Raw genomic sequence first — 12,878 nt, forward strand, 5'->3', positions numbered from 1 at the left:
CCGCAAGAATGGCCAGTGCTATTTAATGATACGCAGGCCAGACACTACGCCGTTGCTCGCTACGCTGGTGAACCAAGGAGCATCTTCCCCTTTTGGACGCCAGCAATCGAATATTCACTCTGTCTTTGGGCACGCCATTCTGGTGATGATACAACTCTAGCATCGCTCTTGGCGATTGCTACGATCAATGAGTGGCCAATCAATGAACATGAGCGGCAGGAATGGCGGCGGCTCCAAAAGCTGAAGGGACGCTACGACTTAGGAAACAGCCTTCGTCATGGCGCAGCTTATGAACTCCCAGAGCTTGACCGTGTATTTGCTGCGTGCCACTACGCCGTAAAGATTGGACAATTCAATTGGGTCGCCGGCAATCGCCTTACCGGGCGCGGGATCGGCTGGCACGGCGGAGCGGGGCTGGTAGCCATACTTTTGCGACTTGGCGCTATTGAGGAGGTCGGGCACAAAGGCTACCGTTGGCAGCGACCGCATCGCACTACGCCACTTGCCGCTGACTTGTGCCATCGTCTTGATGCTGCGTTCGCGCGTTTGGGTGCTGATGCAGATTGGACGAGTGCGATAGGCCAGGAACTCGCTGAGCGTGCGACAACCCACGGCGGCGACGACTGGGTTGAAGATGCTGCGCTCGCCGGTATGTTTTCGCACTCGTACGTCCGGGAACCGATGGATGCCGACGACGATGATCCGCTTGCCGAGTTGTTCGCGGCGCAACGGCGCGCGCGTGATGCTGAGCGTAAAAGAGCCACGCTCGACTGGCTGCTTGAGGAATGATCGCGTCATGACCCAATTGATTGGACAACGCGATGATTTGGCTAAACCAATGGCACTCAAGAGCCATTACCGCAGTGGCAGCGATGACCTTGCCAAAGATTTTTTCCAGCCATGTCTGATGCGCGCCTCGCGCTATCGACGTGCCGTCGGCTATTTCTCAACGTCGGCCCTCCTCAGCTGGACTGATGCGCTGTTGCGGCTCGCTCGCGAAGGCGAGCTAACGGTTCAATTGATCGCGTCACCCGAGCTCTCACCAGCTGACGCCGCCACCCTGCGCTCTCTGCAGGATCCAGAGAAAACTGCGGCGTACCAATCGGTGATTGTTGATCAGGTCTTCGAAGAAATCCTTGCGCTACTTGATGCTCCGGATGATCGCGCGCTGCGCGCAAGTGTTTTTGCGTGGCTGGTTGCCAATGACCGCCTACAGCTTAAGTTCGCGTTTCCTGAGCATGTCGATGATCCAGGGATTTTTCATGAGAAGATCGGTGTGTTTGATTTTGTCGACGGCACCCGAGCGGCCTTCACAGGGTCAGCCAACGAGACGATCAGCGGCCATCGTCGGAACTATGAATCGATCGACGTTTTTTGCGATTGGATCTCCGGTGAGCAGGATCGGGTTGCAGTCAAGACCGAGCAGTTTGACGAAGCCTGGGACAATCTAGCCACCGGACTGTCAGTGCTAGCGCCCTCAAAGGAGGTTGTCGCCAAGCTCCGCGAGCGTGCTCCACGGCAAATTGCGCCGCGCTCGACGCAGCTTGAAATACCGACACCTGCCAGCGATCCGCGCTGGGCGCATCAGGACGAAGCCGTGGCAGCCTTCCTCTCCGCACGCGCCGGCATTCTTGAAATGGCGACCGGCACGGGCAAGACCCGGACCGCACTCAAGATAATGCAATCGCTGATCGTCAATAAGGCGATCGATGCCGCGATCATCACAATGGAAGGCACCGACCTACTCGACCAATGGTCTGGTGAGCTCGAAGAGTGGATCGCAGATGGCCGTCCTAATTGGCTGCTATACCGCCATTTTGAGCGCCATCACGAATCTGGTGACTTCGCGCTGGACCCGAAGTACGCACTTCTGGTTATTTCGCGCCAGCAGTTGCGCCAAGTCATCGATCGCCTCCCTGACAACGTCAAGGGGCGAATGCTGATCATCCATGATGAGGTTCATGGCCTTGCCACGCCAAGCCTAGTTGAATCACTACAGGGGCGGCATGCCGCGTTTGCCTATCGGGTCGGTCTAAGCGCTACCCCAGAACGGGCCTATGACCAGAATGGCAATGCTTTCATCGCAGCTGAACTCGGTCCCGTCCTTTACGAGTTTCCACTTGAAAAGGCGATCTCGCGCGGCGTACTTGCCGAATTTGATTACCTGCCCTTGAACTATGACCTGACCCAAGCCGATCGCGACCGCCTTCAGGCCGTCTATGCCAAGAAAGCGGCGCGTGCTCGCGAAGGCCGGCCAATGAGCCAGGAAGAAATATGGACCGAGATAGCTAAAGTCTACAAAACTGCCGAGATGAAACCGCAGGTCTTCGCTAACTTTCTACCAGACCACCCCAATGTTTTGGAGCGCTGCATCATCTTCGTGGAGACGAAGGAATATGGAGTGCCAATCCTAGAGTTACTTCACAATTTCACCCATTTATATCGCACTTATTACGCTGAAGATGATCGTGAGCACTTGGTCGATTTCGCGCATGGTAAGATTGATTGTCTCATCACCTGCCACCGGATATCGCAAGGGATCGACATCCGGTCGCTTAACACAGTTGTGCTGTTCGCGTCAGCACGTGCGCGGCTCGAAACCATCCAACGTATTGGACGCTGTCTTCGCATTGATCCGCGGCAGCCCGATAAGCGTGCGCTCGTGATCGACTTCGTGCGACCTGCAAGTCCTACAGATTCGGTTCCCAATGCCGATCAGGAGCGGAGCCAATGGCTTACCGCTTTGTCGCAAGTCAGAAGGGGGGATGCAAATGGCGCTTGATCCCGCGCTTAAGAAAGCACTGTACGATGCAGCCGAAAAGGCTGATCAGCCTCGCCAGGTTGCGCAACGTCTAGTTGCCTGGCTTGAAGCTCTGAGTACTGGCGAAAGTAGCGAGCAGCAGGATCTCAGTTTTTACCAAAATGTAATGGCGGCAATCGTTTTGCCTGGAGTTGATAATGCAGATTAGTCTTGCTAGCTGGATGGTTGAGGGAATGCGCTGTCCCGACATCACTATTGATCTCACTGGTAAGAATGGCACCCCCGCCCGTGTCGCGCTCGTCCAAATGCCCAACGGTACAGGCAAGACGACAACACTCGAGTTGCTGCGCGCCGCGCTGACCGGAACAGCTGTCAATTGGACGCCTGCACGGATCCGCGAATTACGTCGGCCAGGAGCGACCAACGAAACCGGCAAATTTCGCGTGACGCTGTTGGTCAATGGCAAGCCGTTGACTTTTGAACTGATCCTCGACTTTAAGGCCGCAAGTGCCTCATATCGAACAACAGCGCCGCATAGCGGCGGCGTCAAAAATCGATGGGAGTCGCCCGCGAATATGCTCCAGTTTCTAACTCCGGCGTTTCTTGAGCTGTTCATATTTGACGGTGAGTTTGCCGATAACCTACTCACGCAAGGCACTCAGCGTGCCGATGAAGCTATTGGAGCCCTATGTCAGCTCGACTTGCTCAGTATTGTCTCAAATACGGTGGAGCTACAATGGAAACAGGCAACTAGCCAAGGTGGTCCTAAGAGCGCTAACGCGCTCGAAAAGCTCAACGCCACGCACGACGCACTTCTTGCTCAGCAAACGAGACTAATACGGGCTAGAGCAATTGCAGCGAGTAAGGTCGAAGCTGGCACTGTCGAAGCAGCTAAGCTTGAAAAAAAGATTGCTGAGAAAATTGGAAGCGTTGAAGCTACTAAGCTTCAGCATGGTGAAGCCCAGTTCAACCTTCAAAATGCCGATAACGCGGTGAACACCATCTCTGGAAGTGTCATGGGACTGATGCGAATGCCGCTCGCCGTACATCCAAAATTCTGCGAACAACTTGTTCTCCTTAGGGATAATCTCGACAATCTACGCCTGCCCGAAACCAGCTCAGCACAGTTCTTCGATGATCTTGTGAAAGATGTGGAATGCATCTGCGGCCGCCCCATGACTGAAGCGGCCGCCAAAGAAATCACGAAGCGTGCTATGGGTTATCTTGACTACGATGAGTCCGCGACAATCAACGCGCTCAAGAGTGATATCACACGTTTTGTGTCCCCAACCGAGGAGGATAGTCGCCACACTCGCCTAGAAGCTGGGCTGAAGGAACTCGCCGCTGCAAAGCGCCAGCAGAAGGAAGCTAAGCAGACGCTTGATTTTCTCGCAAAGAAACTCATCGACGCAGGCGACGCTGAACTCGAAGCGTGGAAAGCCACGCTAGATTCCTTGCTGATTGATCTTGATCGCTACAAGCAAGCGCTTCACGATATTGACGATTCTAGCGAGGAAGATACCGGGGGTACAATCCTTTCACTAAAGCTCGTCAAGAGGAAACTTGATGAAGTTAAGGGTAAGATAGCGGAACTCAGTAAGACAGTTGAGCTAAGAAAAAAGACGGATGCACTGAGAACTATCTTCGAAAGCGCCGAATTGCTTGCGCGCGACGCGATCCGCGCTGACTTGCTGCGGGCCACAAACGAGCGCCTTGAAGTCGTGCTCTCCAATGATCCGCTGCGCGTGGAACGGATCGACAAGTCGCTCCACTTGGCTAATCAAACTGGTGCTAGTGCCGGGCAGAAATTGTCGGTCGGCTATACTTTTCTTATGAGTGCACTAAATCGTGGGAATAATGATTTTCCGTTGATTGTTGACAGTCCGGCCGGACCTATCGACGAGGGAGTGCGTCGAAAGATTGGGAGGCTCATTCCTGACCTGTGTACGCAGTTTGTTGGCTTTACGATTAACACCGAGCGGCCCGGTTTCGTCCAGGCGCTCGAAAAGGCGTCAGACGATTGTTTGTTCTTAACCATGTTCCGTCGCACAGATGGTACAAAGCGGCTTGAAGAAAACCTTCCGACGCAAGGTGTCGTTCAGACAGAGTCCGCGACACTTGTAAAGGATCGCGATTACTTCATGCAGTTTGACGTGACCGATGTGGAGGAGATCTGATGGCTCGTTTCCGTATGCGCAACGATGCGCGCACTTGGTTCAACAAAATTGAGAATTTTGAACATTTTAAGGTTGATTTCGACCGATATTATTTTTGTCTTTTGGCTGGCTTCGCTAGTGGGCGGAGCAACGAAGTCGGCGCCACCACAGAGATGGTCGAGAATTTCCCCGAGGATTACAAAGAAGCGAGTCGTTTCCTGATCGGGCTTCTTGTAATGGCCGAACTCAAGAAGGCCGGCATTGAAGTATTTGAACGTGAATCGGTACGCGATATGTTCAAGCGTTTAGTCAACCCACACAGTCCCAACCAACTGACTGATGAAGGCATGCGGCGTATGAACGCATATGCGAGCGGTGGTTACGATTATATTTCCAGCGAACGTGAAACAAAGCCCTATTCGGGGGAGGAGTTTTTACGTGACTACGCTCAGCTTATTGAAGGTGCTTTTGCTGACTGACCGGCACGGCCTAGTTTACAACACGCCGTGAATGTTGCTCGAGCACGACTGACAGAAACAGGCTTTTTCGTAATTCTAGACTTGGCCGGTGTATGGTTGAAAACTCTCGTTGAGTTTCATGCGTCTGCGCACGAGCGTGCCTGTTCCCGCATCACAGCATAGTCCTGCATCATCGTAACGACCGCCGATTCATCCCTGAGCAACGTCAGTTCGAGCGCCCCGCGCGCCTGGAACGCACGGCCGTATTCGATCACGGGTGGGCAGACGGTTGCGATGCGCGAGTCAGAAATGCCCATCGCGCAACCGCTCAGTAAGTTGGTCGCGACCGCTAGGACGGCGAGCCGCCGCATCCAGCATCCGGCGTTGAACATCATTGGTTTCCTCCAAGTTTTCGAGACGTTCGGCGAGGCGGCCCGTGCGTTCGCCGGAGCGCCGGAGTGCGAACAGGAACAGGAGTACCGTGAGCGCGATGGCGCCGTAGCGGAGAGCCGTCCGGGCCCACGGGTTGGTGGCGAACCCAGCGAGGAGCGCACCAATCATCGGCGGCCCCGCTTCCAATCGTCCAGCCGCGCGTAGATCGTGATCGCGATCCCGCCGAGCGCCACGGCGATGAACACCCAGCGGAGCGTGTCGAGGTATGGCACCAGCGGCAGGATGGCGGACTGGCTCTCAGCCAGGACGCTCTGGGCGACCTCGACGCCCGCGGCGCCCAGCGTAGCCACACCGGCGGCCCCGCCGCCCTTCATGGTGCGGCTGTCGGCCAGCACTTCGCGCGCAGGCGGCGTTTCAGCCGCGAAGGCCGTCGCCCGGATCGGGAAGCGCTCGCCCCACTGGCGAGCGGGCCCGAGATCGACATGGATGAACCCCGAGCGCGGGTAGAATCCGAAGCCGAGGAACCCGACCTCGCGCGCCGCGGCCTCGAACGCCACCGGGTCGTGGTTCGCCATCGCTATGTCGAAGGCCGCGCCGTCGAGGTGCTTGGAGCGGGGCGCGCCGCCGACGGCGCGGTTGTGCTCGGGGCTGCGATAGGCGGAGCGGACGATGAGCGGCTTGCCCAGCCGATCGCGGAGGGCCTGCAGCTTGTCGAGCGCGGGCTCGTTGACGAGCAGCTTGCCGGAGCCGCGGCAGGCGATCTCGGCGGGCGAGAAATTCGGCCAGCGCCAGGCATCCTCCGGCGCCTTGCGCCAATGGTTGTAGAAGGTCGTCGTCATGGGGGTCCTCCGAAAACGATTATCCGGCCCCTCGCAGGGCTCGGTGCATTCGCCGCTCGGGAAGGTCCACTGGACCTTCCCGTCTGCCTGTCAGGCAGACCACGGCTCACCCCGCCACGAGGGCGGGTCATTGCGAGCTGATGAATGTGGATGGGGCGCGGCTACGGGCCGCCGCCAAAAATCTTCAGCTTGATCGCGATGCCCGCGAGCAGCGCCAGCATGACGCCGGTGGTGATCATGCGAACGGCGGTCTGCATGGCGGTGCGACGCACCAGCCGGATGCAATCCACGAGGGAGCGCAGATCGCGGATGTCGAGCGCGGCCTCGTCGCCGTCGAGGCCCACATCAGCAAGCGCACGCTTCGCGCCGTCCTCGGCCGCCCGCGTCAGGATCGCCTCGAACTCGGCGTCCGGCATGCGCACGTAGCCTTCGGATCGGGGTGGGTTCATCGGTTCCTCCTTTCGCCGCTCAGCCGATCTTGCAGCCCCAGAAGGACGTGTGATCGGCCGCGAAGTAGCCGTCCGCGACCCGGAAATACCGGAGGGGATGGGCCTGGAATCCAACGTTCTCCACCCTCTAAGGCATTGTTTTAATTGATATGACTGATGGTTTGAATCGCCATTTGGTTCAGTCGCGACCGGCAGCGAAACACGCGCAAAGGCGCCAACACACCCCACGATCGGATTTTTCGCGGCCACAACCAGGCCCCCAGCATTTTTTGTCCTTCCTGAGCGGGGTGCCAAAATGTAAGCGAGGCCCATCACGCTGAAATGCCAGCAATTTTTTAAGCGCCGTGGTGGAGCCTGGCAAGATGAATTCGACCCTCTCTCTCCTGATCGTCTTCCTGACCCAGCTTTTCATGCCCCGGCACAACGCGCAGCTGAGGCTGCTCAAGGCCCAGATGCAGATCCTGCGGGCCCGCATCCCGACGCAGAGGATAATCCTCTCTCCCGAAGAGAAAGCCGAGCTGCTGCGCATCGGAGCGGAGTGTGGACATGATATCGACGGGCTGCTGGAGGTCGCAAAGCCTGCGACATACAAGCGCTGGCTTGCCCAGATGCATGGTGGGCGCCCCTTCAAGGCCGTGGGCAGACCGCGCCTGACACAGGAGTTGCGCGACGTTGTCATTCGCATCGGGTCGGAAAATCTTCTGTGGGGCTACAAGCGGATCGCGGGGGAACTGAAAAAGCTGGGGCTCTACGCCGGCACCAACTCGGTAAAGCGCATCCTGAATGATGCTGGCATCCACCCGAGCCCTGAGAAGCGCAAGAAAAAGCCAGCCCTGCCATGGACCACCTTCGTCCGGGCACATATGGAAAGCATGGTTGCTTGTGACTTCTTCACCAAGACCGTGCTAACCGCCCGTGGGCCGCTGACAGCCTATGTGCTGATTTTCATCCACATCGGCAGTCGCCGGGTTTATTGTAGCGCCCCGACCTATGCCCCGGACTCGGCATGGGTGACCCAGCAGGCACGCAACACGCTTATGTGGTGCGCAGAGCACGGGATCGCGCCGGGTTTCCTCATCCGAGATGCCGACACCAAGTTCAGCGCCAGCTTCGATACCGTTTGGGCATCTGAAGGTGCCAGGGTGATCCAGATCCCGCACAGGGCGCCAGACGCCAATGCCTTCGCTGAATCTTTCATCGGCACCGTGAAGCGTGAATGCCTGGATTTCTTCGTCTGCTTCAGCAGCTCGCAGCTCGATTACATCCTGCGGACTTGGGTGCGCCATTACAACACCGAGCGTCCGCACCGTGGACGGGGTATCGGGAACAATGTGCTGCAAGTCGATTTCCAGCCCGTCCGTGACGGCCCGATCCGCCGCAACCGCCAGCTCGGCGGCATCATCACATCCTACACCCGCTACGCGGCGTGAGTGCTCCCTATCCTGCCGAGATTCTAGTGGGAAAATACCACCGCGCCGCCATTGACTACAGCATGCTACAACGGACTGGAGCAAGCAAAGCTGCAAGTGCGGTTGGCCCCTCCGCGATTTTGTCGAATTTGGGTGCTACATTCCGGGGAACTGACCCCTTCTCTTCAGAGCTGCACCCAGAAACACTGACGACGGCATGCGGTCGGCTTCGGCCCAGCGCGAGACAAAACTTTCAACCGCCGGTGCAAAGGTCTTTGCAATTAACCGGTCCTCGTCTCCGGGCGTAGATGCCGGCACACTCTCCATTGGTCTCAGCAGCAGTTCCGCAAACTCTTCGTGCGGCAGCTCCTTGGCACCGTCTTTGTTACCAGACGAAGCGATCAACTCTTCCTCTAGTAACTCGCCAGAAAGACCCTGCCAGCGAACCTGATGAACGGCCACGACATCCTCGTGATCTTCGGCTTCCGTTTGCGCCTCCGCGTACAGTCCGTCAAAAATCAGCCGATCGTTAGCCAGCTCTGAGAGATCACGCACAAAGCCGGCTTCGAAGTCCATAGGAACAAGCGACGGGTCAGCGATTGCCTTTGCGTGGTCGGCCGTCAGGCGCACAATGCTGCGACGGCCGAACTCTGGCCAGCGACCGATATCCTCTTCGCCGAGCTCAATCTCAAGCGTCTTTCCGCCATGCATCTCGGCCCTCACGTCGTATCCGGCGATTGGTGCCATCCCTTTGACAAAACTGACCATATGCCGAAAGTCAAAGCCGCCTGAAACGCGCGTCTGGTGAGCGGATGCAAATTGCAGAATATCGTCCTCGGCCGCCCGCGCCTTTTGTGCTTCGCGTATGGCTTCAGCGATCTCCTCTTCCGTCTGGTCCATCTTCATGCTTGTCGCACGCTCGAGGATGCTTTCCATGTCGATGTAAGACATCAGCTCTCCGAGCACTTCCGCAGCCAGTGCATCCTTCATCTCGCCGGCAACGCTTGCCATATCCTGTGCAATCGTACTGACGCGATCCAACAACAAAGTGATCGCGCTGTTGTCGAATCCATCATCCGACTGCAAATTGATAACTTGAACGCGCCGTGTCTGACCATAGCGGTACAAGCGGCCGATCCGTTGGACCAAACGTGCCGGGTTCCAGGGCAAGTCGTAATTCACCATGATATGACAGGCGTCTTGCAGGTTTAGGCCTTCGCCCCCTGCTTCAGTCGATAACATGACCTGAGCCTCTCGGCTGTTGAAGGCGCGGACATTCCTTATTTTTTCATCCAGCGACATCGAGCCGTTGATCGCGGCAACCTGCACCCCAGGACATGCGTGCGCAATCGCCTCTGCTAGGTAACTCTGGGTGGCCCTGTACTCAGTAAACACCAAAAGATTTTGGTCCTGTGCTAGAAGCGGCGAAACCACGTTAGTTAGAAATGTCTGTAGCTTCGCATCCGATAGCCGAGCCACGCGGATAAGTTTCAGAACGGCCTGAACCTCGCGTGCTTCATCGGCGAAAAAGGCGCCAACCTCACCGATTGGCCCAGTTTCCGAAAGGTTGTCATCCCCTTCGAGTTGCTCGTCTGAAGGTATCACCGGCGCCGATGCGGCATCGAAACCTTGCAGCCGCTCCAAGCGACGTTCTAGTGCTCGCTCGATTGCCGCCACGGAAGATGAAGCGAGTTTGCGATACGTCGTCATGACAAAGCCAATGGCTCGGCCGATCATTCTATCCTTCGCGTCGGCACTCGCGCGATACCCCTCGCTCAAATACCTCCGGAGCGCCTTGTCGGCAGTGCGCATTTCGGGCGATGGGATTACCATGTGGCGAAGCGTATCGTGACCGCGAAAAATCAGATTGCCTTCTGCATCCGTGACGCGGGTCTTCCGGTTGCGAATGATGATGTCCCCGACCACCTCTGGGTTCATTTCTAGCGTTCGGATTTCAGGCAGGAGGTCTGGTCGTACCAACTCCAATAGAGCCGCGAAACGACGAGTTTTACCTTGGTGCGGCGTTGCAGTAAGCAATAGCATCGAATGGGTCCGGTCGCGAACCTTGTGCGCGAGCGCGTAGCGTTCCGTCTGCTCACCCGTTTCGGACCGACCGAGCCGATGCGCCTCGTCAAACACAATAACATCCCAGAAGCCAGCTTCGATGAGCCGCGCCAAATGCTCGTCGCGCTTCGCGAGATCGAGCGAGATTATGACATTCTCTCTGAGTCGCATCTCGTCGGCGTATTCGGGGCGGAAGTCGCGTTGATAGATCTCGAAGGCACGTCCGAACTTGGCGCGCATCTCATCTTTCCACTGCTTAGTCAGCGAAGAAGGGCAGACGATCAGAACGCGCCTGCAGCGGTTACGCTGCCAGAGGGCGTGAAGAATAAGACCAACTTCAATGGTCTTGCCAAGACCAACATCGTCGGCGATCAGCCAACGCGCCTGAGGGGAAGTTACGACCTTCCGCGCCACATCAAGTTGATGCGGTAGAGGGTCGATGTCGAGACGACCGAAAGCTCCGGTGTTCGCATTCCATATTTGAAGTGCCTTAGACAGCATTCGGAGCCGAAATCGCTCCGCATGGTCCATATGCTGGCCGGTTTGTCGCCTTGCGATCCGCAGTTCGACAGGCATCGCCTGCGCGAGGACACGCCAGTCCAGCCACCTGGTTTCTCCGGTCTCTGCGAACTGTACGAGAACCTGCTCGAAACCTGCAAGCGAACGCGTGGCAAGTACAACTCCAGTGCCGAGGCTCAGTCCGCGACCTCGCGGTGGCTTGTGCTGTACTTGCTGTCCAGGAGCATATGCGGGTTTCAGGTCCGATAGCGCAACCCATACTCGGCGATTGCCTGCCATTGCAAGTTGAGCCTCGTTCGGCTCTGCCTTCGGCCTCAGATCATGGATCACCCCGCGCGCCTCGTCTTCCAACTTCACTAGGGCGCCCTTCGATGGATAAAGCGATCTATGCATCCTTGCCTTCCTCTTTTGCCTCGGCTTCCTTTTTTTCTGCAACCCGTTTGGAGTGTGGAAGTAATGACAGAAAGCCAACGTCGCAGCGTCCATATTTTTTCTCGAAGCGCCAAATCTCACCTTCGTTATCTTCGAGGCGGAAGGAACTTGAAGGTTGAACGTCAATGGGCTCCTCGTAATACCAAGATTCACGATCAGCTAGTTCAATGCTCTCGCAATCGAAATTAAGGAAAGCAGGATAGCTCCAGAACCGTGGGTCTATAAGATCACCCTCACTCGATTGCTCTGGCTGCATCTGAAGCCATGCGTTTCGCCAATCGTCAAAAATCCTTCGCTCGGCCTCCACGCGCCCAACCCGATGGATCAATGCCAATGCGAGTTTCCAAGAAAGAGCGCTTCGATAGCTCAACCGCTCCTCTGTCTCCCAGGCGCGCTGCATTCTGTTGAACTTTCGATGAGACCAAAGCCAAGGAGATTCTCGCCAAAGACACTTTAGTTCGCATGCGTCTTCCAGCTCTTCGAAGCTGCAGCCAGCTTGCACCAGCCTTGAGAGAGCCCTGTAACTCGACGAGAACGGAAACTCTTCCAAGACTGCTTTCAAACGACCTTGAAGCAGGGAACGTTGGTCAAGCTTTATGATACGCATCTGGCTGACTAGCCTTGCGGCGTAGTCATCCAATAGTTGACCATCAGTGATGGTCTCTTCTTCAGTAAATGGAAGAAGTAGATCTGGATCTTCCTCATATAGATCCAGATCCAAAAGGTCTTCCCATCGAGCGCTTTCAGTTTCGCTTTCGATCTCCCCTGGGCCAAAATCCTGAAACTTATGGAAATCAGAAACTTCGAACAAATCACCGTTGGCGCGGGCGCGTTCAATTTCCTCATCGACGTCGTAGGAAAGCACGGCCTCCCATAGATCGTCAGCCTGATCATCGAACACATCGTCGTCACCAATGATTTCATCATAATCGTCATCCGCCTCAACAAGCTCGAGATCGGCACTCAATCTCGAATAATCGGGATTTGGTGGAGCCAAGGCGGGATCCGGGTCCGGCTCATGGTTAGCCGAAACGTCATTCTCCGCTTCAAATTCTGTGACTGCCTCGGCTGTCGGCGCTTGGCGCCCAGAAACGGGAAATTCCGATTGTATTGGAGCTTCGGCATGCGGGTTACCAGAAGGATCCTCCGCAAGAATTTGAGGCTCAATAAGAAGCAGATCTGGGTGAATGCTGTCTTCGATTACCTGCCGGGGATCGGCCGCCGACTCGTCAGACTCAGAGCGGGCCTCAGCCTTTGCGGCGCCGGGCATGTATTCGGCTTCGGGGCCACCCCAATCAGATGGCGGGTTTAAATCTGGATGTGTGGGTGCCTCCGGAGATACACCCAGCTTGCGTCTCAACTTAGAAAACAGGCTCTTCATTATTCAGCCGTTTTCGC

At 56.5% G+C, this 12,878-nt stretch carries 10 protein-coding genes; 5 read left to right on the forward strand and 5 right to left on the reverse strand.

Annotated elements, in window-relative coordinates:
* Positions 1-796 precede the first annotated feature (796 nt).
* From LZ686_RS11120 to LZ686_RS11135, 4 genes are read left to right on the forward strand one after another with little or no spacing between them, the layout of a single operon-like run.
* Entirely contained in the window at positions 797-2,782 is a 1,986-nt protein-coding gene (locus tag LZ686_RS11120) for a DEAD/DEAH box helicase family protein (protein ID WP_349547833.1), read from the forward strand.
* The gene (locus LZ686_RS11125; protein WP_349547834.1) at positions 2,772-2,969 is read left to right on the forward strand and encodes a CxC ATPase DNA modification system associated small protein; all 198 of its coding nucleotides are present in this window, start codon (positions 2,772-2,774) and stop codon (positions 2,967-2,969) included. Before LZ686_RS11120 ends, LZ686_RS11125 begins: the two co-directional genes overlap by 11 nt.
* Positions 2,970-2,994: 25 nt before the next feature.
* Complete coding sequence (locus LZ686_RS11130) at positions 2,995-4,938, forward strand: hypothetical protein (RefSeq protein ID WP_349547835.1); 1,944 nt, start codon at positions 2,995-2,997, stop codon at positions 4,936-4,938.
* Positions 4,938-5,396, forward strand: coding sequence for a hypothetical protein (locus LZ686_RS11135; RefSeq protein ID WP_349547836.1), 459 nt, complete (start codon positions 4,938-4,940; stop codon positions 5,394-5,396). The genes LZ686_RS11130 and LZ686_RS11135 overlap by 1 nt, the downstream gene beginning before the upstream one ends.
* A 116-nt stretch (positions 5,397-5,512) precedes the next feature.
* Here LZ686_RS11135 and LZ686_RS11140 read toward each other — a convergent pair whose 3' ends face one another.
* The 3 genes from LZ686_RS11140 to LZ686_RS11150 form a co-directional block, all read right to left on the reverse strand.
* Positions 5,513-5,770: a hypothetical protein gene (locus LZ686_RS11140; RefSeq protein WP_349547837.1), complete on the reverse strand. Its 258-nt coding sequence runs from the start codon at positions 5,768-5,770 to the stop codon at positions 5,513-5,515.
* A 162-nt stretch (positions 5,771-5,932) separates the two neighbouring features.
* On the reverse strand, positions 5,933-6,607 hold the full coding sequence (locus tag LZ686_RS11145; protein WP_349547838.1) for a YcbK family protein: 675 nt from the start codon (positions 6,605-6,607) through the stop codon (positions 5,933-5,935).
* Between the two features lie 161 nt (positions 6,608-6,768).
* A complete protein-coding gene (locus LZ686_RS11150; protein ID WP_349547839.1) occupies positions 6,769-7,056 on the reverse strand; it encodes a DUF6127 family protein in 288 nt (95 codons plus the stop codon).
* Positions 7,057-7,418: 362 nt separating this feature from the next.
* Between LZ686_RS11150 and LZ686_RS11155 the strand changes: the two genes are divergently transcribed.
* Positions 7,419-8,486 (forward strand): integrase core domain-containing protein, encoded by a 1,068-nt coding sequence (locus LZ686_RS11155; protein WP_349547840.1) that lies wholly within the window; start codon positions 7,419-7,421, stop codon positions 8,484-8,486.
* A gap of 135 nt (positions 8,487-8,621) precedes the next feature.
* On the opposite strand, the gene LZ686_RS11160 is transcribed toward LZ686_RS11155, so the two are convergent.
* Both LZ686_RS11160 and LZ686_RS11165 read right to left on the reverse strand, forming a co-directional pair.
* Entirely contained in the window at positions 8,622-11,441 is a 2,820-nt protein-coding gene (locus LZ686_RS11160) for a DEAD/DEAH box helicase (RefSeq protein ID WP_349547841.1), read from the reverse strand.
* A complete protein-coding gene (locus LZ686_RS11165; RefSeq protein WP_349547842.1) occupies positions 11,434-12,861 on the reverse strand; it encodes a hypothetical protein in 1,428 nt (475 codons plus the stop codon). The genes LZ686_RS11160 and LZ686_RS11165 overlap by 8 nt, the downstream gene beginning before the upstream one ends.
* Positions 12,862-12,878: the final 17 nt, after the last annotated feature.

The sequence above is a fragment of the Paracoccus sp. NFXS7 genome, assembly GCF_040148865.1.
In the GTDB taxonomy this organism is placed as follows: Bacteria; Pseudomonadota; Alphaproteobacteria; order Rhodobacterales; family Rhodobacteraceae; genus Paracoccus; species Paracoccus marcusii.